22 protein-coding genes are annotated in these 23,377 nt (G+C 40.2%); 3 read left to right on the top strand and 19 right to left on the bottom strand.

Features of this window, described 5'->3' with window-relative positions; translation table 11 throughout:
* Positions 1-55: 55 nt before the first annotated feature.
* The 13 genes from LG336_RS16070 to LG336_RS16130 form a co-directional block, all read right to left on the bottom strand.
* The gene (locus LG336_RS16070; RefSeq protein WP_404328493.1) at positions 56-1,795 is read right to left on the bottom strand and encodes a thiamine pyrophosphate-binding protein; all 1,740 of its coding nucleotides are present in this window, start codon (positions 1,793-1,795) and stop codon (positions 56-58) included.
* A gap of 17 nt (positions 1,796-1,812) precedes the next feature.
* Positions 1,813-2,583, bottom strand: coding sequence for an IclR family transcriptional regulator (locus LG336_RS16075; RefSeq protein WP_404328494.1), 771 nt, complete (start codon positions 2,581-2,583; stop codon positions 1,813-1,815).
* 37 nt (positions 2,584-2,620) lie between these two features.
* The gene (locus LG336_RS16080; RefSeq protein WP_404328495.1) at positions 2,621-3,121 is read right to left on the bottom strand and encodes a TRAP transporter small permease; all 501 of its coding nucleotides are present in this window, start codon (positions 3,119-3,121) and stop codon (positions 2,621-2,623) included.
* Between the two features lie 23 nt (positions 3,122-3,144).
* Entirely contained in the window at positions 3,145-4,458 is a 1,314-nt protein-coding gene (locus tag LG336_RS16085) for a TRAP transporter large permease (RefSeq protein ID WP_404328496.1), read from the bottom strand.
* 60 nt (positions 4,459-4,518) lie between these two features.
* Entirely contained in the window at positions 4,519-5,661 is a 1,143-nt protein-coding gene (locus LG336_RS16090; RefSeq protein WP_404328497.1) for a hypothetical protein, read from the bottom strand.
* Between the two features lie 58 nt (positions 5,662-5,719).
* Positions 5,720-6,721: a zinc-binding dehydrogenase gene (locus tag LG336_RS16095; protein ID WP_404328498.1), complete on the bottom strand. Its 1,002-nt coding sequence runs from the start codon at positions 6,719-6,721 to the stop codon at positions 5,720-5,722.
* A 22-nt stretch (positions 6,722-6,743) separates the two neighbouring features.
* Positions 6,744-7,547, bottom strand: coding sequence for an SDR family NAD(P)-dependent oxidoreductase (locus LG336_RS16100; protein ID WP_404328499.1), 804 nt, complete (start codon positions 7,545-7,547; stop codon positions 6,744-6,746).
* A gap of 14 nt (positions 7,548-7,561) precedes the next feature.
* Complete coding sequence (locus tag LG336_RS16105; protein ID WP_404328500.1) at positions 7,562-9,277, bottom strand: acetolactate synthase catalytic subunit; 1,716 nt, start codon at positions 9,275-9,277, stop codon at positions 7,562-7,564.
* A gap of 868 nt (positions 9,278-10,145) precedes the next feature.
* Positions 10,146-10,310 (bottom strand): YvrJ family protein, encoded by a 165-nt coding sequence (locus tag LG336_RS16110; protein WP_404328501.1) that lies wholly within the window; start codon positions 10,308-10,310, stop codon positions 10,146-10,148.
* Positions 10,311-10,385: 75 nt separating this feature from the next.
* Positions 10,386-10,604, bottom strand: coding sequence for a DUF2922 domain-containing protein (locus tag LG336_RS16115; RefSeq protein ID WP_404328502.1), 219 nt, complete (start codon positions 10,602-10,604; stop codon positions 10,386-10,388).
* A gap of 39 nt (positions 10,605-10,643) precedes the next feature.
* The gene (locus tag LG336_RS16120; protein WP_090744103.1) at positions 10,644-10,859 is read right to left on the bottom strand and encodes a DUF1659 domain-containing protein; all 216 of its coding nucleotides are present in this window, start codon (positions 10,857-10,859) and stop codon (positions 10,644-10,646) included.
* Between the two features lie 162 nt (positions 10,860-11,021).
* On the bottom strand, positions 11,022-13,196 hold the full coding sequence (locus LG336_RS16125; protein ID WP_404328503.1) for a molybdopterin oxidoreductase family protein: 2,175 nt from the start codon (positions 13,194-13,196) through the stop codon (positions 11,022-11,024).
* A 258-nt stretch (positions 13,197-13,454) separates the two neighbouring features.
* A complete protein-coding gene (locus LG336_RS16130) occupies positions 13,455-14,645 on the bottom strand; it encodes a nitrate/nitrite transporter (protein ID WP_404333192.1) in 1,191 nt (396 codons plus the stop codon).
* Between the two features lie 384 nt (positions 14,646-15,029).
* Here LG336_RS16130 and LG336_RS16135 point away from each other — a divergent pair, with 384 nt between their 5' ends.
* Complete coding sequence (locus LG336_RS16135) at positions 15,030-15,827, top strand: HAD family hydrolase (protein ID WP_404328504.1); 798 nt, start codon at positions 15,030-15,032, stop codon at positions 15,825-15,827.
* Positions 15,828-15,919: 92 nt separating this feature from the next.
* Here LG336_RS16135 and LG336_RS16140 read toward each other — a convergent pair whose 3' ends face one another.
* Entirely contained in the window at positions 15,920-16,288 is a 369-nt protein-coding gene (locus LG336_RS16140; RefSeq protein ID WP_404328505.1) for a hypothetical protein, read from the bottom strand.
* A 386-nt stretch (positions 16,289-16,674) separates the two neighbouring features.
* On the opposite strand from LG336_RS16140, the gene LG336_RS16145 reads away from it, so the two are divergent.
* The gene (locus tag LG336_RS16145; protein WP_404328506.1) at positions 16,675-18,708 is read left to right on the top strand and encodes a molybdopterin-dependent oxidoreductase; all 2,034 of its coding nucleotides are present in this window, start codon (positions 16,675-16,677) and stop codon (positions 18,706-18,708) included.
* A 101-nt stretch (positions 18,709-18,809) separates the two neighbouring features.
* On the opposite strand, the gene LG336_RS16150 is transcribed toward LG336_RS16145, so the two are convergent.
* Entirely contained in the window at positions 18,810-19,304 is a 495-nt protein-coding gene (locus tag LG336_RS16150; protein WP_404328507.1) for an STAS domain-containing protein, read from the bottom strand.
* Positions 19,305-19,531: 227 nt separating this feature from the next.
* Between LG336_RS16150 and LG336_RS16155 the strand changes: the two genes are divergently transcribed.
* Positions 19,532-19,615 (top strand): putative holin-like toxin, encoded by an 84-nt coding sequence (locus LG336_RS16155; RefSeq protein ID WP_404333193.1) that lies wholly within the window; start codon positions 19,532-19,534, stop codon positions 19,613-19,615.
* A 410-nt stretch (positions 19,616-20,025) separates the two neighbouring features.
* On the opposite strand, the gene LG336_RS16160 is transcribed toward LG336_RS16155, so the two are convergent.
* Genes LG336_RS16160 through nikB form a run of 4 tightly spaced genes read right to left on the bottom strand, consistent with a single transcriptional unit; the run spans position 20,026 to position 23,373 of the window.
* On the bottom strand, positions 20,026-20,790 hold the full coding sequence (locus LG336_RS16160) for an ABC transporter ATP-binding protein (RefSeq protein WP_404328508.1): 765 nt from the start codon (positions 20,788-20,790) through the stop codon (positions 20,026-20,028).
* Complete coding sequence (locus LG336_RS16165) at positions 20,787-21,587, bottom strand: ATP-binding cassette domain-containing protein (RefSeq protein ID WP_404328510.1); 801 nt, start codon at positions 21,585-21,587, stop codon at positions 20,787-20,789. The genes LG336_RS16160 and LG336_RS16165 overlap by 4 nt, the downstream gene beginning before the upstream one ends.
* Entirely contained in the window at positions 21,584-22,432 is an 849-nt protein-coding gene (gene nikC, locus LG336_RS16170; protein ID WP_404328511.1) for a nickel transporter permease, read from the bottom strand. Before nikC ends, LG336_RS16165 begins: the two co-directional genes overlap by 4 nt.
* On the bottom strand, positions 22,429-23,373 hold the full coding sequence (gene nikB / locus LG336_RS16175) for a nickel ABC transporter permease (protein ID WP_404333194.1): 945 nt from the start codon (positions 23,371-23,373) through the stop codon (positions 22,429-22,431). Before nikB ends, nikC begins: the two co-directional genes overlap by 4 nt.
* Positions 23,374-23,377: the final 4 nt, after the last annotated feature.

Here is a 23,377-nt window from a genome sequence, read left to right on the forward strand (position 1 = left end):
AAAGGTCCTCAACGTAATACCCCCTAAAAGGTCTCTTTAGGGGATATTATCAACCTTAATCCTCCAAAGAGGTTGCTAAATCAAACATTACCTTTTTATAACTCTCTGTATCTGTTGTTCTCACATCGATGACAGCAGGTTTTCCAGAAGCAAACGCTTTCTTTAATGTTGATTGTAGTTCATTTGGATCTTCCACTTTAAACCCTACACACCCCATGGATTTCGCAATTTCTGAAAAATTCGTATCATCAAACTCTGAAGCAATCACACGGTCTCCTTGAGCATTTTTCACCCAGCCTAAGACCGAATTGTTCATGATAATCGTGACGATTGGTATCTTATATTGAACAGCTGTAATTAAGCCATTCATAGTCATTGCAAAGCCTCCATCGCCTGCGATGGCAATAACCTTTTTGTCTGGGTGGACCAATTTCGTTGCAAGTGCAGAAGGAATAGCATAACCCATTCCACCAGCAGAGGCTGGTAGCACTATACTGCCTGGAGCTTTAGACTTAAAATAATGGACGGTAAATACTCTGTTTTCTCCTGCATCTAATGTAATCATAGTATCTTCATCAATAAATTCATTAATTTCTTTCAATAATCTTTGCGGCTTAATTGGGGTTTCATTTGATTCCATTTCCTCAGCATACATATAATTCATGTCGTCTTTTAGTTTTGCTGTTTTATTCACACGTTGTTCGACCAACTCTTGAGCAATTTGTACTTCGTTATTCAACAACGCAATCATGTCTCTAAGAATGTGTTTCGCATCACCAATGATTGGCAGATCAACTGGGAAAGTCCAACTAGCATGTTTCGGTTCTATATCGATTTGAATCAATGTTTGACGTTCAGGATCAATCAACTCTTTTGCATGATTACAAGTATCTGTAGGCGCTAATTTAGAGCCGATTACTAAAATCACATCTGCTTCAGATAACAATTTGTTACTCACTTCCAATCCCCAGTTTCCAATTACCCCGACTGCATTTGGATGCGTTTCTTTAATCGCCGTCTTTCCATTAGCGGTCGTTCCGACTGGGGCTCCGACTAATTCAGCCAATGTTTGTAGTTCCTCATACCCTTGAGATGCTTTTACGCCATTCCCGGCAATAATGAATGGGTTTTTGGCATTTTTTAATAGATTTAATGCGTCAACTAGCAAACTTTTATCTTGAGTTTTATTTTGATTAACAAGATATTTCTTTGAATGGTAAATACTTGGAGAGTCGGTAGGGTTCACTTTCCCATTAATTGCAGAACTATGGAATACAACAGCTGTAGGCCCTTGATTTCCTTCGGTTGCATGTTTGATTGCCAATTGGACGCTTTGAACCGCCTGTGCTGGATGATGAACCACTGTCGAATATTTTGTAGCGGCTTCCATTACCTTTTTTACATCATAACCACCATATTCCCCTGTACCAACTTGATAGGAGCCATGATGAGAGTATGGTGCATTATCGGTCATATCCGTTAAAATCAACATGGGGGAACTTCCTTGAATCGCTTCAAGTGGCCCCATCATCCCATTTGTAATCGTCCATGCACCTTGTGCAGTGAATACACCCGGTTTTCCGGTTAATCGACCATAGGTTTCTGCCATGATACTGGCAATTTGTTCGTGCCGAACGAGAATCGGTTTTACGGATGAACCAATCATGGCATCGTATAACCCACCATTATATCCCCCTGGCATTCCAAAGACATATTCAGTTTCCGTTTCCTCTAGAACTTTAACAACCGCAGCTAATGTCTCCATTTCCTCGTTAATGGTCGATTTTTTTGTCATCCTACCCACTCCTTACGTTAATTTGATAAGTTTTGACCGATTCTTTTGGCTCCCTCTTGCAAAGCATGTATATAAGCATCTTTTTTACTAGGATCAAACCTAGACGCTGTCATGACCATGGATAAGACATGCCTACATTCGTCATTAATTGAGTTAAAAACCGGAACAGCGATTCCGACGATCTCTTCTACATGTTCACCTTCTGTAATGCAGTATCCATCCGCAACGATTTGATCAATTGACTTTCTTAACTCCGATACATCTGTTATGGACTTTGCTGTATATTTCGTTAATTTCAACTTTGATAAATACTCGGTTTTTTGTTTTTCGTCCATATTCCTTACGATATAAGCTAAATGGGTTTTCCCCCCTGTACCAGTTGGTATATGGTAAACATGTCCGATATTCTCCGTCCACTTTAGACGATTTGGACTATCCTGTTTCTCAATAATCATGATGTTTTCCTGTTCATATAATTCACTTAGATAAACAGACTCTTTGAATCTCTCTACGATACTAATTAATACTGGTTTCGCATATTCTCTTATTTCTTTGCTGACCATATTATATAGTTTTAGAATATTAGGAGTTTTAAGTGTATATTTTTTATTGCTCTTTTGTTCGATGAAATCCTGTGCTTCCATCGTGTTCACAATTCGATACACAGAGGAAATATTTTCATCTAACAGGGACGCAATTTGTGAAACAGATAGTTCTTTCTCTGTAGCAAAAAGCATTAGAACGTTTAAGGTCCTTTCGGTCACCAGTGATTTGTTGCTCTTCTTCATTGTCGTTTACTCCTTAAATTAGGTTGTTCCTATAAATCTAGTTGATTTGATCTTGATCCTTCCCTTTTATAGTTCGAATGAATTTCAATAAAATCAGAACGCACATCCATAAGAATGCTAAGAATAAGATGAAATGGACTGGGTATAACGGGAAATTAATTCCGTTTGTTTTAAAACCCATGCCATTATCAATGGAATAGAGTGAAAACTGAAACAAATAATAACTAACAAAAAGGAAGGTTAGGAATTCAACGATAATTATAGCACCATCTATCACTTTTTTTAGTTTCACATTTTGTATTTTTTCCGTAAAAGCATCTACGCGTGGAAATATCCCACTGTAATAGGAATATCCAAGAGCTGCAAAAACAGCGATAGGCATTAAATAATTTTCAACGATTTCATAGGCAGTAGGGATAGAAAAACTTAGAACGTATCTTGTGAACACTCCCGCCGAGATTAAGATCATTAAACCCGCTAATGCAATTCCACTAAGTATCAAGGAAACTTGATTAATCCTATCGATGATCTTATTCATTTATCAAACACCCCTTTCAAACATTATTTCATTGAATTCGGTAACCAAGTAATTAGTTCAGGGAATAATAAAAGAATTGCCGATCCAAAGATACTGATGAAAATTGCATACACCATCGTATATCTAAATATTTTGTTAGATGATATCCTGGTTACCCCTGACACTGCGTACGTACTTATCCCTACAGGAGGGGTAATTAAGCCAGCTGTGCCAATTACTGACATAATGATTCCAAATTCTAATGGCGAGTATCCAACACTTTCTGCCAATGGAAGTGTAATCGGAACCAACATGACAATCGCTGCTGCACCTTCCAAGAACATGAATGCGACAAAGAAGATTGCCAATAAGATAATCATGATTAACATCGGGGAATCCAATAACGGACCCAAGGTTTCGATAAGTTTTTGAGGCAAGCGCGATAAAGTAACAAACCGAGTAAAGATGGTTGCACCTATCATAATCATCATGACCATTGTGGTGATTTTAATCGTTTCCTTAAAAGAACTTGCTATGAATTCCTTATTGACTTTTCCAAGAATGAGGGCAGCTATTAAGGTAATAAATGCGCCAACACCGCCCGCTTCAGTTGGTGTAAAAATCCCTGAGTAAATCCCCCCAAGAATTGCCACCATAATTAAGATTCCTGTTGCTGCAGAGATAACATAATTTCTTGTTGAATATCGCTTCGTTTCACCATGTTCCGTATTCTGGGTAGGGTTCTTCTTGGATTCTTTATAGTAAATAAACACGACTATAAGTGATAAGAGGACGATTGTAATAATTCCTGGAATAATGATCCCTATGAACAAGCTACTAATGGATGTTTGGGTAATCGCTCCATATACAATCAAACCAATTGAGGGCGGAATAATCGTTGCTAATGACCCCGCAGCTGCAGCAATCGATGCTGCAAAGGTTTCTCCATAACCATGTTTCTTTAACTCAGGAACAGCAAATTGTCCTAGTGCGGCAGACATGGCCGATGCTGACCCTGATACAGCCCCTAGAAAACCTCCTAATATAACGGTAAATACACCTAAAATCGCTGATTTCCCTCTAGAGGTGATAAAGATTAATGAATATAAATATTTCACAATGTCAGATTTTACGATAAACTGTGACATCAACACAAATAGGGGGATGGTGGTTAAGGTATAGCTTGCTGCTGTTGAAAATGTGTCAACTTGAACTAGATTAATGACTGGATCAATCCCAACAATAAGGTAAATTCCAACCATCCCGGAAAGAATTAAGACCGAGCTAATATTCATACCGCCAAAGAGAGAAAGCGCAAAAACGACCAAAACGATTATGAGTGCGATACTGCTCTCCATATATTTTGTCCCTCCTTTTGATATCAAATCAAAGGGGGGGAAAGCCCCCCTTCATTTGATTTAGTCAACAGATAATTCTTTAACTACTTCAGGAACATCTCCACCCGCTTCTATGACTGCATCTCTCCATCTAATGGCCGCTTCGGTGGCAGGATAACCTGCCGATTCTAGATTCTCTATCCAATCCAACCAGGTTTTCCCTACTGCTTGGTCCACTGTGTCTTGAATTTCTTGAGGTAACTCATTTAATTCCTCTAATTTTCCGCCATTTTCATAAAATGCATTTAGAATATCTTCCTCAAGTTTATGATTATATTCCGCTAATTCAGGGTTGGTTTTTAAATTTAATACTTCAGCCGCTGCATTTGAAATAATCTCTTGGATATCTTCAGGTAATGACTCGTATTTTTCCTTGGTCATTGCGATTGATGATGGCCATGAGCCAGCCTCAATTCCATTGATTACATAAGTAAACACTTCTTCAAAACCATAACTGGTCCAATCCGTAATCGGTGTAAATCCTGCATCCAAAGTTCCTCGGTTGAAAGCATCAAACGTTTCATTAATCGAAATCCTTGCAGGCGAAGCACCTAGATTGTTGGCAAAGGTTTCATGAACACTACTTGGTACCCGAATCTGCAATGCTTGGAACTCTTTCAAGCTAGTAATTGGTTCCCCAACCGTTCCAATCGTATAGGATCGACCAAAAGCAAATGGCCATGCCACTAAGCCTTCATCTCCATATACTCGTTCACTATGCGTTTTCCCATCCTTATATGGTTCATCATTTTGGTTTAGGATCGTGATCGCATCTGAATAGACTTCCCCTGATGCTTTTGTTAATGGTAATAATGGAATCTCTGAGAATGGGAATCTAGCTGTATCATACACATCATACATTGGTACAGCGATATCAATTGTTCCTGCTCTCAAAGCTTCTAATTCTTCCCCTGCACGAACTAATGACTCAGAATCATATAATTCAAATTTAACTCGACCATTTGAATCTTCTTCAACCTTTTCCATAAATGGAATAATCGCTTCCTGTAACATAAAATGTTTAGTTGGTAAATTCGTTCCAGCTTTTAATACAATGGTTTCCTCACTATCGCCCTCGCTATTCGCACCTTCCGAACCACTACAAGCTGATAAAAACAAGACTAGAAATATTGACAGGAAGATGAATGGATAAGTTTTGTTCATATAATTCGCCTCCTTGTTATTTGAATATTCTAATATTTATATTCACTAAATAATAAAATCAAGGCATCAAGATAGGTTTTAAAACCTTCTGGTTTTTCGCATCTGAAAAAGCTTTTGCACCTTCCTCTAAGGCATAAATACTAATCAACTTTCTCATCTGATCTTTAGTCTTCGTTAATAAAGCGATTGCACTATGAAAATCTGTAATCGTTGATGCATAACTAGATAGCACATTGATTTCCCCTCTTACGATTACGTTCATTGGCAATTCGACTTTTTGTTCATACAGGGCAACTAAAACCATCATTCCACCTTTTTTTAACCGATTAATGGCGTTCTCGGCAGCAAAAGAGGAACCTGAGCATTCGTAAATAAAATCATATTTATCAACGTTACTTTCACTATTTTCGTAGATTTCTGTTTTTATATCAAAAATACTCGCAAGACTTAGTCTATGTTCCCAGTCCCTTTGTAATCCAGATATTGTCACGTTCGCACCTTTATTTTTGGCTGAAATCGCGGTAAACATCCCGATGATTCCACATCCTTGGACAAGCACTTCTTTCCCACTTAAGTTGTCCCCAATTCGCTCAACAGCATGCATCGCAACCGAAAGCGGTTCTGTTAGCGCGGCAATCTCAGATGGTAAATCGTCAGGCGTCATGATCACTTGATCCGATTGGACCTTTACGTATTCTGCCATTCCCCCATCTTTATGCAACCCTACACCGCTAATATTGACACAAATATTTTCATTTCCACTTCTACACTGTTCACATTCCCCACAAAAAACCCCCGGGACAATAATGACTCTTTTATCCATTAAAGGGTTATTTTTTTCTGAGCCTACTTCTGCTACGACACCCGCAAATTCATGTCCCAAAATAATCGGTTTTGGAACAAATTCATAGCCTTTCGCGTGACTAGCTGCATGAAGGTCACTGCCGCATACTCCACAATACTCGACTTTTATTAATAGTTCATTTTCACCAATTGCAGGAGCTTCCCTGTTTTCCATTCTAAATTCATCTTTTATTTCTGTTTTCACTAATGCCTTCATTCCTCGACCACCTTCCTCGACTTTATTGAACCAACCCTCCTGTAACATCAATAACAGTTCCAGTTACGTAGTCAGATAGGTTCGTAGATAAAAACTCGATGACATTTGCACAATCTTCCGGTGTTCCTAGACGCTTCAAAGCCGTTTGTTCCGTAAACGTCTCAACTCCCGCTTTTTCAAATTGTTCCATTAATCTTCCAGTCCCGATGTACCCTGGTGCGATGGCATTAACTGTAATATTATAAGGACCTAAATCCTGTGCTAAATATTTTGTATAATTGATAATTGCCGCTTTTGCCGCACCATAATGGGAATAGGTTCCACCTGCAATCGCTTTAATCCCTGCAACAGAGGTCACTGTGATGATTTTCCCATAGTTCTTCTTCTTCATTTGTTCGGCAACAGCTTTCACACTATAGATCGTTCCGTATAAGTTTCTTTCCATCACAACCTTTAGATGTTCGGAATCCATGGTCGATGCGGCATTCTCATCCACAGAACCCGAACCACCCCCGGCATTGGCGATTAAAATATCAATTTCACCTAAATTCTCTCTTATTTTGTTAATGGCTTGAATCACCTGGTCCTCATTCGAAATATCTGCTTCTGCTCCAAAGACATTGACACCTAAGTTTTTAATTTCATCTACTACCGTGTCAAACCGTTCATCGATCTTTTCTTTTTCAAAATGTTGATAAGATTTCAAGTCAATATCGATTACCCCTACATCCGCACCTAAGGAGGCCAACCTAAGCGCATACTCTCTTCCTATCCCCCTTGCTGCACCTGTAACTAATGCTACTTTTCCTTCAAGTCTCTTCATCATTACTGACTCCTTCCCTATTTAACTTTTTCTTTTATTAATCCATCCATAATTGTAATAGGAGGGATATTCTCCGGATCCGATATCAAATCAATCAACACACTTCCATCATGGTTAAATGCATCATCTAGCGCTCCATTGATATCGCTTACATTTCTGACACTAACGGTTTTAATCCCACAAGCTTCTGCCACTTTGGTATGGTCAACAGCGGAAAAATCACATACATTCGTATATCGACCAAATAACGCGGTTTCACCAAGCTTTTGATATCCTAATATTCCATTATTAATGACTATAAGGACGATGTTAATCCCTAATCTCTTACACGTTTCTAATTCGCTCCAGACATGGGCAAATCCACCATCACCAGCTAAGCAGAATACCTTTCGATTCGGATGAGCAACTTTTGCTCCCATTGCCATCGGTAAGCCCCAACCTAATCCTGCTAAACCTCTCGGGAAAATAAACTTTCTATTTTTGGTTGCTTGAATGTAATTGGCATTCCAAACTGATGAAATACTTGCATCTGCGACCACGATGTGATCATCACTTAATCTTTTATTTACGGCATTGAGGAAGGTTTCCACTTTTATTTTGCCATCGTCTTCTTTAAGTAATTGAGCCATGATTTCGTTATGTTTGATTCTACTTGCACGAATTTCATCTTCAATTCGGCTTCGATTTTTGCGCCTTTTTTCAACACCTTGTTCCGCAAGTTTTTCTTTTAACGATTTTAATGTTAGCTTAGCATCGCCTACTAATCTCAAAGACTCGTAATTACGTCCGATTTCGGTAGGGTCGATATCAATGTGGATATATTTTGCCGTACTAGGGAGTAGCGTCCATGAATCTGTTCCATTCTGATTCGTTCTATTTCCAACTAAAACGATCACATCTGCCCTTTGAACCATAGATTTTAATTGAGTACTTACTCCTCTTTTTCCCATATAATAGCCAATTGGTCCGATACTAAGTGGGTGTTCTTCGTCCACTGAACCTTTCCCCATTGTTGTCGTGGCAACTGGGATGGCACATTCTTCTTGTAATTCTCTTATTTCATTCAATGCATCGGAAGAAACAACACCCCCACCAGCATAAATGATAGGGTTCTCCGCTGCTGCTAGCATAATTGCAGCTTCCTCAACTTTACTGGGGTCCGCTACAGTTCGATCAAGAGGGAAAGTCCCAAGTGATGCATTTCTTTGTGCGTTGACTGGATACTCGGTTTGATCATTTATGATATCTTTCGGACATAATAGGACGACAGGACCTGGTCTGCCACTTCCTGCAATGGTAAAAGCTCTATCAACAAAATCCTCAATCTTTTCATGAATCGGAATTCGTTTTACCCATTTTGACACTCCTTTGAATAGTTCAAGGTGATCGAACTCTTGAAAGGCGTTTTTTTCTTCATGGCCTCTTTCAATTTCTTCAACAATGGCAACAACTGGATAAGAAGACTTTAAACTTTCTGCTAAACCAGGCACTAATAAAGTAGCAGCGGGACCATTCTGTGCCGTAACCACAGGAATTGTATTTGTTGTCATTGCGTATCCATGAGCCATGTATGCTCCGGCATTTTCTTGCCGATAACCAATTTGTTTAATTCCAATATCGTCGCAGGCTAAGGTAATCGTTGGCGGGTTACTTTGACCAAATAAATACTTCACCCCATTTCGCTTTAAAGCTAGGGCAATCCTCATTGCATTTGTTGCCTTTAGTTCAGACATTTAACAGTCCTCCTTGTTTTTGATAAAAGCACATTGGATTGTAAGTGCTTTCATTTATATTCAATTATTTCAATAATCGAAATCGATTTTAATAATTGATATTTTGAATTTAATACATTACACTTTCTTTGTCAATGAGATTTCTGAAATTTCTATATTGTTTGAATATACAAGCGATAAGGTAATGCATAAGGAAGGTCAAATAAAAAATTTAAATCCATGCTCTTTAACTGTTTAAAAAACTAAGTTTAACAGTTAATTGAGTTTTTCTTAAAACAGATAAAAGGAGTCGACATGAATAACCAAATAATTGAACCTTTACTTTTGGAAAATACCTTTAGCCACCCGTTTATTTTTATAACTTTTTTTCTTTAATCACTACCCTACCGTTATATGTCGTCAATAATAACAATGGTTCAGTGACTAATGCTGATTGGGTTTCCACTGTGGTATTTGTCTCCTCCATTATTAACTGATGAGATTATAGCGGAGTATGGGCAAAAACGGAGGTTAATTGTGAGTTCGTTTTTTCTCGTTAACTTGCTTGGGAAACGATGTGGATCATGAAATTACATCGTTATTGGTTTCGAGGTTCCTACACGGGTTTTTCAATTAATAATTTGAAAAAAGTTCCGTTCCCATTTTCCTGATAGAGCATTTTCATCTCTTTTTCTTATTCTAGTATTCTTTTTTTTATCTTTATCCGGCTAAACAAATTCGGTCTAAAGTCATTTAGTAAAATGAGTTCCTAAACAGAAAAAGACCTTTTATACAAGTACAATCACTTCTTGTATAAAAGGTCTTCTTTTGTAAAGCTCTATCCATTTGGATGCACGGCATGAAAAATCTTGAAATCATTAATATCTTTCTACATAATTTTCCTTTGCGAGTATTCGTTCTCCTTCATCTGATTCGGTAGATTCTGGATCGATTGGACAACATTGTCGAGCTTGGCTTCGATTCTATGAAGCAAGTATAAGGTGACAACAATCGGAAACCCTACTTCGCTTATTAGCGGGATGAGCTCTTGCATGTTCCTTCCTCCTCTCTATTGTTTTTAACGCTTATCTAAAAAGCCGGATCCTAATGGAATCCGGCCCTTTTATGATTAGATAATCTCATATTCGGTGACATTTCGCTCGACTACGCGAGCACCGCCAACGGAAACTAGATACCCGTTGCTAGAAAAAAATGCGTTGGATGCAATAATCGATTCCATTGTCAACTTTAAAGATGCTGGATCTACCGGTTCAACTGGGTTATCCACGGTTAATCGAGCGACTTTCCCAAGGTCTGTACCAAATTGTAATTCTAACGTCTTGGCCATTCTATTCACCTCCTTCCTACCTTACCCTTTTAAAACAGATTAGATAATGTCATGATTGTCGGTACGTTCTACCGAGCTAAGAGGATAAGCACTAAGTCCGCCTAGCGCTGTTGCTGCTTGATGCAGCTGGTCAGCAGTCGCCTCTTTCCTTACGTTCGCATACGATTTCCCCTTGAAGATTGGCTCGCCTTTCTCGTTTAAGCCTGTTTCAAACACTAACGTCATACGGGAATCCTTCAACATTGCTTGTGCCATTGTTTCTCACCTCCCTTCACTCTTTATATAGGAGGGAGAAAGAAAAAAGGACAGGATGGAGCGTTAACTAACAAAAAATGCTGCCCAATAACAATTGGGCAGCTCATAAGAACTTTTTTTCAAAAGCAAGCATGAAAATGTATCCCTAAAGAAAAAGGATCTTCAGACATGTTTAACTAATTCGGCAGTCCCCAAAACCTCCTTTTCTGCCTCCAATGTGGTCACTCTTACTGCACAGGCTTTAAATTCTGGCATTCTTGACTGTGGATCGAGTTCTGGTAACGTTAATTGGTTAATGCTCTGCTTGCCTTCCCAATGGAAGGGAACAAAGACACAATCTTCACGAATGCCTTTTGAAAATTTTACTCTTAGAATCATCTCACCTCTCCGGGAGCAAATGCGTGCCTTCTCTTTATCTACTAAACCAATTTTGCTTGCGGTGACGGGGTGAATCTCTAAAAAAGGTTCGGAAGTTTTGTTTAATTCTGCTGTAATTCTAGTTTGTACCCCCGTTTGGTAATGATGAAGAATACGACCCGTGGTCAACGTAAGCGGGAAGGCTTCATCTGTTTTCTCTTTCGGAAATTGGTTCGCGATCGGGGTCACACGGGCCTTCCCATTTTCATGATAGAAATTTCCACCCTCAAACATTCTTGGTGTTCCAGGGTGGGACTCACTCGGACATGGCCAGTATACACCTTTCTCCTCCTCAATCCGTCCATAGGTAATTCCAGCGTAATCCGCAATCCCGCCCTGTGATGCCCTTCGTAGTTCTTCAAAAATTTCTTCACTGCTTTGGTAAGAAAAAAATTGTCCCTTGCCAAGCAACTCAGAAATCTCACATAGAATTTGCCAATCTAAACGAGCTTCTCCTGGAAGTTTCCTGGTTGCCTTGCGCAAGATGACTCGTCCTTCTAGGTTTGTCATCGTCCCTTCCTCTTCTAAATGCGTGGAACCTGGAAGAATTAGATCGGCGAGCTCCGCTGTTTCCGACATTAATGTATCAATGACGACGAGAAAATCTAGCTTTCCCATTGCAGATTTTACGAGATTCGTATTAGGATTGGAAACCACCGGGTTGGAACCAAGGACGATCATCCCACGGATTTCTCGTTCGAGTATCTTCTCAAACATTTCATAAGCGGACACGCCTTTTCCAGGAATCGAAGCCTCATCAATTCCCCAAACCTTTGCAATATGGTTTCGGTGCTCCGCATTGTCAATGGACCGGTATCCTGCCAATTGATCGGTCTTTTGTCCGTGCTCGCGTCCCCCTTGCCCATTGCCTTGCCCGGTAATCGTTCCATACCCACACCCTTGCTTCCCAATTTTCCCTGTCAATAAAACCAAATTAATGAAATTACGAACGTTGTTCACACCCCCTGCATGTTGTTCAACCCCTCTTGCCGTAAACACCATCCCAGTGGTTGCCCTTCCATAGATACGAGCTGCCTCAATAATTTGGCTTTTTGCTACTCCAGTGATCCTTTCCACCTCGTTCAAATCAATGGTACGAGCAAAAGCAAGGAGTTCCGCCCCTCCTTCGACCGATACCTGCATAAACGAATGATTGACATAATCCTCATCAACAATAACCTTGAGCATGCCATTGACGAGGGCTGCATCCATCCCTGGCTTAACCTTTAAATGAAGGTCCGCTATTTTTGATGTGAGCGTTTCTCGAGGATCAATCACAATGATTTTGCCCCCATTTGCTTTCGCCCTTCGAAAATAAGGCATCATGGTTGGTTGACATTCCGCCACATTCGTCCCAGCCAAGACGATGCATTCCGCGTCCTCGATTTCACTTAAAGGGTTGGTTAATCCCCGGTCCACACCTAAAGCTTGGTTGGAAGCACCTGCTGCCGAAGACATACAGAATCGTCCATTGTAATCAATATACTTCGTTTCTAACGCTACCCTTGAAAACTTTCCTAGCAAATAGGCCTTTTCATTCGTTAAAGCCCCACTCCCATATACGCTCATCGCGTTCTTTCCATATTGCTCTTGTACTGAAATGATTTTTTGGGAAAGCCAGTGATAAGCCTTTTCCCAAGATACTGGCACAAATGAATCGTCAACCTTTAACATGGGGGTACGCAGACGCCCTGAACTTAAAGCATGTTTATAAGAAAAGATTCCCTTTGGACAAAGCCTGCCTTCAGACACAGGATCACTCTTTAACGGTGTTACTTTATATCGAGATTTTTGTTTTGACCGATCTTCATATAGATTCATTTTACATTGCATGCTACAAAATGGGCATTGCGTCTCATGGAGATATTCTTTAGATTGCTGATATTCCCGTTCGCGAAACCCTTTTAAAAAGTCAGACATCCTTTCCTCTCCTTTATATCTGGACTAATAAAAAATCATTTAAGAAGGCTCTTTTCTCAAACTTTGATGCTTTTTGGATACAAAATAGAATCAATTAAGCTTTGTTCGCTACAAATAGCTTTTTAACCATGAAAAAAGAGCTTGCAAACTTACTAAAACGAACAAAATCGCTTATCTTGCGTTAAAATCGGCTTTAGGTAGTAAAATTCGGTTTTAAGATTTTTACAATTTTAACAACAACCCTTACGAAAACAGCCTCTAAGAAAGACTCGATACACGACCTTGTTTCTTGGTCGTGAAAATCGCTCGAATTTTCTCACTGTTGTAAACCAAGCACACAAGAGCGAACAATGACAACAAGACGAACCCGAGTATATAATCACCAAGATAATCTTTGAATACCCCTAATAGAATCGGAGGAAAAAAACCGCCTAAGCCACCGGCAGCACCAACGACCCCTGTAACGGCTCCCATGTTTCCACGAGAAACTTCCGCCACTCGTTTAAAAACAGCTCCGTTCCCCGTCCCCAGCATGATTGCCATCAACAGGCATTCCGCCATAAACAGGAGAAGGTTTCCTTGCCACAAAGCCAACAATATCGAAGTGAACAAAATCGTTGAAAACACAATGTTCAAGACTTTGACCGCCCCAAACTTATCTGAAAGGTATCCCCCGACAGGTCGAATGAGCGTGGCCCCAATAACAAAAATTCCTGTTAAGCCCCCGGCTTGAACGGCATCTAAATGAAAAAGGTCTTGGAATAGAATCGGTAAGTAAATCCCAAAGGTGACAAACCCTCCAAATGTTAAAAAATAATATCCAGATAAAATCCAGGTTTCTTTGTTTTTCATGACCTCCAAGGAGTTTTTGAGCTTTTTCCCCTCCTTGGGTTTCGCAAGCTCAATCGTTCCGAACCAAAAAATGACAGACATGATGAGAATGGCAAGAGCAAAAATCCGAAACATCCAAGGCAGACCCCATAAGTTCACGATCTGTGGGGCTAGGAAACTGGCTACGGCCGTCCCTAAATTCCCTATTCCAGCAATCCCAAGGATCAATCCTTGTTTTTCAGGAGGATAACACCTTGAAACGTATGCAATCGAGACAGCAAACGTCGTCCCAGCCATTCCAATAAAAAACGCACACCATAATAGTCCTTCATAAGAAGAAGTGAAACTAGCTCCTATTAAAGGGAGGGTTAAAAAAAGCATGGTAAAAACATAAACCCTTCTTCCTCCTAATCGATCGGCAAGAATTCCAATCGGTATCCGCATGACGGAACCTAACAGAATGGGGGTTGCAATCAGAATGCTTTTTTGTAATCCCGTTAACCCATACATTTCCTGAATCTTTCCAGCCACCGGTGAGAGTATCGACCATACAGAAAAAGCCATGATCATCGATAACGTGGAAAGGACTAATATCGATCTTTGATCTTTCTTTCTCAACATTCAAACCTCCTCCAAAGATTATGCGACAGGTTGCTACAGTTAATAAGCTCACTTTATAACAAAGTCACTTTGGTGTCTTTGGAGTTGTCATGTTTTATGACATGGGAATTTATTAGAATTAAACATCACGCAACATCATGGATGTGGATTTCCCTATGCAAAAAGTGTAATTAGTGAATTGAAAGTACCGCTTCACTAAATGCGAAAAGACGCCCTAAGCGGACGTCTTGAATTATTTATTCGTTTAGAAAACCTTTGGGACAATGAACTTTTGCCCCCTTTGATTCCAATTAAAATTTATTTAATCCGTACACTGCGTTTACAAACAGTTAATGTTCCGATGCTATGATTGCATTACCAACAAATGAGGAGGCAGGATAAATGAATGTTCGTGCAGTGTTTATTGATATGGATGGTACACTCCTTACAGCCTCAAATACCATTTCCCACCGAAATAGAGAAGCCATTTACCGACTCATCAATCAGGGGATCAAGGTTTTTCTAGCTACTGGTAGACACTATGAGGTAACATCTCCCTACCATCAAGAAATTGGATTAGGGACTCCGATGATTTGTTTGAATGGTGCCGCCATTCATGATGCAGGGACTGGAAGAGCCCTGCAAATGAAAACCGTCCGAGTGAACGAAGAACGATTCCACCATTTGACCGCTGAGACCCATTATAATGTCATCATCCATACCCCAACTGGGCTTTATTGCAAGGAAACAAATGAAGAAATCGATTATTGGACGAAAGTCGGGAAGGTCCAGCCTCGGTATATTGGAGATTTGCGAGCGGCAAATTATCAGGATGTTCTTAAATATAGTGTTCGAACTGGGTCACCAAGCCCTGAATTGTCCGCTTTGTTTAAAAAGGAAGCCGAAGTCATCAATTGGAATGATGGGTTTGAACTACTTGCCCCTAAGGTTTCCAAATGGTCCGCGATCAAAAGCTTACTTCGCGCCTCTCGAATTAGCCCGAATGAAGTTGTCGCGATTGGAGACGGGCCCAATGATGTAGAGATGCTTCGTCGTGCCGGTACTGGTGTAGCCATGGGGAACGCAAGCGAAGAGATTAAAGCCGCAGCCGATTTTGTTACAGGACATCATGAAAATGATGGATTGGCTGAGTTTGTTGAACGGTACCTCTATCAAACCTATGGATCAAATGTGATATAGTGCATTTTTAAAATAGGATTATATGAAAAAAAGACAGGTGTGATTGATTTCACCTGTCATTTTTTGATCAGTATATATTAGATAAATTACCTTCATCTTCTTCTCAAATACTTTTCATTTATCACTAACACTTTTCCGTTCGCTGAAATAGAATATTTCCGATTCATGAATCGATACTTCTTATAATGAATGTGTGCGATGATGTAAATTGGTAAAATCATAAACAGTAGAATAAAGAATTGTAAAAGCCAGTTAAATTCATTCCCAAAGACATAAACCGTTGTTACTGCATGCACGATATAAGCTGTCATTAGAACAATAATGACATTACAAATATGAAACGCAACAACCTCTTTATTTTCCCGGAACATTCGTTCTAATTCATATTTAAAATGAATTGTAACAAGAACTGCTATCACTATGGCAATAAGGGAAAACAAATACGTAAAAACTGTATACATTTTTCCTATCCTCCACTCTTATTGATCAATTAGCTCCTGCCAATTAACCTCCAAGTCATTTCACAAAGGAAACCATCTTCCATTAAACCGATAACCAACATCCACCCTCATTCAGAATTTTTCAAAATCAGTGTGCATACGGATTGTTGCCTGCTACCGTATGAATCTGAACTTGAGTGAAACTGTCTCGGCAAACACCACCCATTCCCTCCTAATGTATTATTACCATTACTATAAGAGTCCTCAATGGTTTTTGCAAACTTCATACAAGGAAGGGACACAGGCACCGTGTCCCTAATGTTTGCTTATGCATCTATATAGTTGATTGAATTATCATATTAACTTACTATTTTAGTAATAAGGTCAAAATTAAGGGAGATTGATTCATGAGTTCATTTCTTACACAGTCTACTGGCGTTTTTCCTTCTGTTTGTTCACTAGATTGTCCGGATCAATGTGGATTACTCGTACATAAACAAGATGGAAAAATCATTAAAATCGAGGGGGACCCAAATCATCCTGTCACGAAAGGGAACATTTGCAATAAGGTACGAAACCTGCCCGAACGTATTTATGACCCAAACCGTTTACAATTCCCATTAAAACGAACGGGCGAAAAAGGCGAAGGAACATTCGAACGAATAAGCTGGAGCGAGGCATTAGAAACCATTGCTTTTAAATGGAAAGAACTAATCCGTATCGCTGGACCTGAAAGCATCCTCCCTTACAGTTTTTATGGAAATATGGGCAGAATTGCAGCAGAAGGAATCGACCGACGTTTCTTTCATAAGCTCGGAGCATCAAGGCTCGAGCATTCGATTTGTTCCTCTGCCGGAGCAGTTGGTTATCGATATACAATGGGGGGCAGCTTTGGAATCCATCCGGAAGATACGGTCCATTCAAAGCTTATTATTTTTTGGGGAATCAATGCCGTCAGCACCAATATGCATCAAGTCATTCTTGCACAGAAAGCCCGAAAAAACGGCGCGAAAATCATCGTGATTGATGTCCATAAAAACCAAACAGGGAAAATGGCGGATTGGTTTATTCCGATCAAACCTGGAACAGACACCGCTCTTGCACTTGGGATGATGCATATTTTATTTGCCGAAAACAGGACAGATAATTCTTTCTTAGAACAATATACGGTCGGTTATAAAGAGCTGCGTGAACATGTCCTTTCATACGACCCTCAAAGGGTTGCTGCAATTACGGGGGTCCCTGAGGAAGATATTTATAAGCTCGCACGGATGTACGGCCAGACTTCCCCTTCCTTTATCCGAATTGGCAATGGGATTCAACACCACGATAATGGTGGAATGTGTGTACGGACAATTGCCTGTCTCCCGGCATTAACCGGGCAATGGCTACAAAAAGGCGGAGGCGCCATTAAGGGAAATGGCGGTTATCTTGCCCATCATACTCAAAACCTGCAGCGTCCTGACTTATTAGAAAACAAAAATACTAGAATGATCAATATGAATGTAATTGGTAAGGCTTTACTTGAAGAAAACCCACCCATTCACTCACTATTTGTCTATGGCACAAACCCTGCGGTTGTTGCGCCTAATAGTGAAAAGGTTAGACAAGGGCTGGCCAGAGAGGATTTATTTACCGTTGTCCACGATTTATTTTTAACCGAAACGGCGAAGTATGCAGATATTGTTCTTCCTTCTACAAGTTCCTATGAAAACACCGATTTTTATACCTCGTACTGGCATCATTATATTCAGCTGCAGCAGCCCGTTATTGAGCCGTACGGTGAATCCAAGTCAAACGTAGAGGTCTTTCAATTGCTTTCAAAGGAGATGGGTTTTGAAGACCAAGCCCTTTACGAAAATGAAGCAGAAATGATCAATCAAGCACTTGATCATCCGAACTTTGAGGGAATCGATTTTGAACGGTTGATTTCCGAACATTATGTTAAAGGGAACGTGAAGCCCCTCTTATCCGGGAAACTGTTAACGCCTAGCGGAAAGATTGAGCTTTACTCTAAAAAAATGGAAAAAGATGGGTACCCTCCCCTCCCCACTTATGTTCCATTAGAAAACGACGGTGATTTTCCACTACAATTAGTGGCTGGACCAAATCATCATTTCCTAAACTCGACGTTTTCCAATAATGATTATCACATCTCTTTAGCGAAAGAGTCCGTGCTGCATGTAAATACAAAAGACGCAACCCACCATGGAGTTGTAGAGGGCGAGCTTGTCCGTATTTGGAATCATCGTGGCGAATGCCGAATGAAGGTTTCGATTGGTGAAAATGTCCTACCAGGTGTCGTCGTGACGCAAGGTCTGTGGAGTAACTCTTCGGATCATCAACAAGGAATCAATTCGCTTACACCTGACCGCGTTGCCGATATGGGAAACGGCGCAACATTCTTTTCTGGAAAGGTTGACTTTGAAAAAATAGAATGAACTTCCAGTAAAACTTGGAAGCTTAGGGTACGTCCCGACTGCTTCCTCCGCTCTCTTTTTTACCTGTTTTCAAAAATAAAAACCCCCTTCATAACAGGGAGTTAGACAACTGAACTGACTTCGGTAAGGGCAAGCCCCTTTTTCTTCAGGAGAAATTCTAAAGCTGATTTAAAATTAGAGAATGCATTCACTTCTTTAACCAAGGATAGTCTAGATTTAACCATAACTTGCGCAAGTTGAGGTGAAAACCCAACAACATGGACTTCAATCCCCATAAGGTTTAAAGCCGCCATTAGATCTTTTAAGTATTTCCCTAAATCCTGTAAATCTTTAACATTACTAATGGAGATCGCTGTGAAGTCAAGAATGACTGAATCTGTTGTCCCACTAGCATCATTTAATACTTTCGGAATAATCATTTGAAACCGTTCAGAGGATAACACACCCGTAAACGGGATTAAAAGAGTATTCGGTACAATGGAAGGTATAATTGGCAAGGCAGCCTGTTCTATGATACTTTCTAATTCATTTACTCTTTTCGTTAGTTGGTCTATTGTTTCTTGCATTGACTTCATTTCCTTTGATTTCTTTTCCATAAAATCCCTCTATGCTTTAGTTAGTAACTTAACCTATATTACATCCCCCGCTTTTTCTAAAATGAAACCTACTAATCACCATTTTTTTAGGGAAACGGGGCAAGTAGAGGCAAAGAACAAAACATACGTTCCTATTTGTACAAAAATATGCTAAACTAAAAAAGCAATAGAATAGGTTTTCTCAAGGGTGGTCGGCACAACCCCAAGTTGAAAGGGGGTGGTGCTGAATGACAGTGTTTGAGTCTTTGATGTTTGCGATAGCATTTGCTACCTTAGTCGTAGCCATCCTGTCATTTAACCATAAAAAATAATCCACCCTTGAGTTGACGCCTCTGGTGGATTATTTCTTTCATCGACAGCTGACCCCTTTACGGGAACCGTCTATTGCTGGACTGGACATGTTCGCGCATGTTCGGTCCTTTTTTAATATACGTTGTAATTAATTATATTATAACGGATGTTTTTGGAAAGAACAATCGGATTACTTACACGATTTTTTACTAATATCAGAATTCTAGTAGCAGCCTCTGGTCCTAAAATTGAAGTTGATATACCTGAAATAAATGAATGGAAGGTCCAGAACTAAATATTGCCGCTGGCTAACTGTTGATTACTCGTCGATGTCTAGGTGACTTACTTCTGCTTGCATCAATTTTCCCTTTCATTCCTATCCCAATGGTTGCCAAGCTGTGGGGAAGCCTGACGGTCCTAATAATAAAGTTTAAAAAATCGAAACAAGCTCCTTTGTATAAGCATGTCGTTCCTCAGCTAATAAATGTTCTTGTTCAAATTGGTCCACAATCTGGCCATCTTTCATCACCATCATACGCTGACTCACTTGGTTAACAGCGGCTAAATCATGTGAGATAAACAAATAAGATAAATTCAAGGTAGTACGAAGGTCCGTTAATAATTGCAGGACCGCATTCTGGGAAATCACATCTAAGCTTGCCGTCGGCTCATCAAGGATAACCAGTTCTGGTTCAATACTAATGGCACGAGCAATCGTCACTCTTTGACGCTGTCCTCCACTTAGTTCGTGTGGATATCGGTCTGCCAAAGAAGTTGGCAGCTCAACAGCTTCCAAGAGCTGATTCACAAAAGCCTCCTTAGATGTATAAGAAAAATGAGCAAGACTTACTTCACTCTTGAATTGCATATACGGATCAAGGAGAGCGTCTTTTATTTTAAGTTTTGGGTTCAAAGATGCTGCTGGGTTTTGAAATACCGCTTGAATGTTTTTACGAAATGGCTTCAATTGGCGTTCACTTAGCTTTTCATACGAGGAACCATTTAAGCAGATTCTGCCACTATCAATGGGTTCGATTCGTAACAAGCAACGAGCCAACGTACTTTTACCAGAACCACTTTCTCCAACAAGTGCAAGGCACTCCCCCTTATTTAAATCAAAGGTAATGGTAGAAATGATGGGTTTACTACCTTGTCCATATGTTTTCGATAACTCTTTTACAGAAAGCAATGTCATAACTTCATCTCCCGGTCCAAACCTGATGGAAGCCCTTTTTCTAAAATAGGGGCCGCTTTGATTAATTGTTTAGTATATTCATGATGCGGATGGTCAAGAATCCGGTGCTTTCCCCCTGATTCAACAATCCTGCCCTCTTTCATGATGGCTAATTTATTCGCATAACGTCTAACATGTCGCCAATCATGGGTGATGAATAAAATGGAACAACCAGTTTCTTTTTGCCTTTTTGCTAGCATTTCTAATACCCGATGCACTGAGACGCTATCAAGTGCTGTCGTAATTTCATCCGCAATAACCAGGTCGGGTGATAACAATAGAGCAAGGGCAATGGCGGCTCTTTGGAGTTGGCCTCCACTCAGTTGGAAAGGATAACGATGATAAAGCTCTTCGGCTAAACCAACGGATTCGAGTGCTTCTATTGATTGTTTGTACCGTACCTTTTTTGATGAAAATCCGTGTACTCGTAAATATTCATCAAAATGCTGACCCATTTTTCGGAAGGGTGTAAACGACCCTTGATAATCTTGAAAGATATAAGACACGTTTTTTCCACGAAGTTTGCGAATCTCTTTAGCAGACAGCTTAAGCAGGTCTTGCTCTTTGAAGAAAACACTCCCGTCCACTTGTAACTGAGAAGGCAGCAGCTGTCCAATGCTCTGAGAAAGAAGGCTTTTGCCGCTGCCACTTTCTCCAACTAACGCAAACCAATCTCCCTCACGAATCGTAAGTGATACTTGGTCTACGATGATTTTATTCTGATTGCGAATGCTCACTTCATCAATAGATAGAATCATTGGTTTCCCTCTTTCTTGACATCAAAGCGATCTCTTAAGTAATCTCCTAGCATATTTGTGACCAGAACAACAGAGACAATTGCCAGTCCAGGGTAGAACATCAATTCTGGCATCGACTGAAAATACGAACGTGCATCATTTAACATCGCACCCCATTCAGGCATCGGCGGTTGAGCCCCCAAGCCAATATAGGAAAAGGCGGAAATAAGTAAAATAATCTTCCCTAAATCAAGGCTCGCCATCACTAAAACATGGCCAACGATATGCGGAAATAAATGTTTTGTCATGATTTTAGTTGCGGATAAACCATTAATGCGAGCAATTAAGATGTACTCCTTTTGCGCCTCTGATAACACCGTGCTTCTAACTAATCGGGCGTAGTTCACCCATTTGACCAAAATAATCGCGAGAATCAAATTGCTAATACTCGGCCCAAGCAGGCCTACTAAAACGATGGCAACGATTGTGTCCGGAAACGCTAGAAAACCGTCAGCCACTCTCATAAACAACCGATCAACGATACCGCCCTTATAGCCGGCAATGATCCCAAGTGGTACTCCAATACTTACGGCAGTAATAAGCGCTAGTAAACTATACCCTATCGTCTGTTGCCCCCCGAGCAAAAGGCGTGTAAACACATCCCTGCCTAAATAATCGGTACCCAGTGGGTGCTGCAGACTCATGCCTTGAAGCCTTCCGCTTAAATTGGTTAAATAGGGATCATGTTTTAAAATCAAAAATGCATAAAGAATCCCTATTAAAATCATGACAATGAAGATGAGCGCGATGCCGACTTGAATGGTTTGTTTTCTTTTATTAGGTAACCGTAAAGCGAATCTACTCATCTGCTTATCTCTCTTTCTTTTATTTTTATCTCGGGATTTAAATAACGGTAGGACAAATCAACACATGTATTTACGATGAAAACAATCACAGCCATCACCAAAATATATCCTTGAATGAGCGGAAAATCGCGTTGACGGATGGCATCAACAACCATTTTCCCAATCCCTGGGTAAGCAAATAACACTTCGATCACGACGACTCCACCAATTAAGCTACCGAGGCTAACACCAAACACAGTAATCACGGGAGGTAAACTGTGACGGAAGGCATGCGCGAAAAAAATCCGAAGCTCGGACAATCCTCTTGCTCTTCCTGCACGGATGAACTCTTGGTTCAGGGAATCTAGCAAACTAGAACGGAGTAAACGAACATACACACTTGATATGGCTAAGCCAAGTGTGAGTGCTGGCAAAATTAAGGTGGCTGAGCCCTCCCTTCCCATACTTGGAAGCCAGTTTAAACGAGCGCTAAATACATCGATTAAAATAAGACCTAGCCAAAAACTAGGTACGGCTGCACCAATAATCGAAAGAATCCGACTGATTTGGTCGATCCAACTATTTCGATAAAGGGCTGCCAAGGACCCAAGTGGAATGGCTACGATGATCATGACCAACAAAGCTCCAAACGTTAATTCAAGTGTAGCAGGTAGACCTAGTAAGATTATTTCCATGACAGGTTGGCCAGTACTGTAGGACGTACCAAAATCAAGTTGAATAAAATCAATAAGCCAGTACCCGTATTGAACGAGTAGCGGCTTATTGAATCCCATATCCTCCCTTAATGCTTCGACTTGTTCCTGACTAACGGTTAATTCATCCACATTTAATATGGTTAGAACAGGGTCACCAGGTGCCAAGCGAACAAACAAAAAACTAACAAAGGTAATGACTAATAGGAAAAGCAATACTTCAAGAAATTTGCGAATGACGATTCGGATCAAA

This window comes from Mesobacillus maritimus (assembly GCF_044803185.1).
Classification (GTDB): Bacteria; Bacillota; Bacilli; order Bacillales; family Cytobacillaceae; genus Mesobacillus_B; species Mesobacillus_B maritimus_B.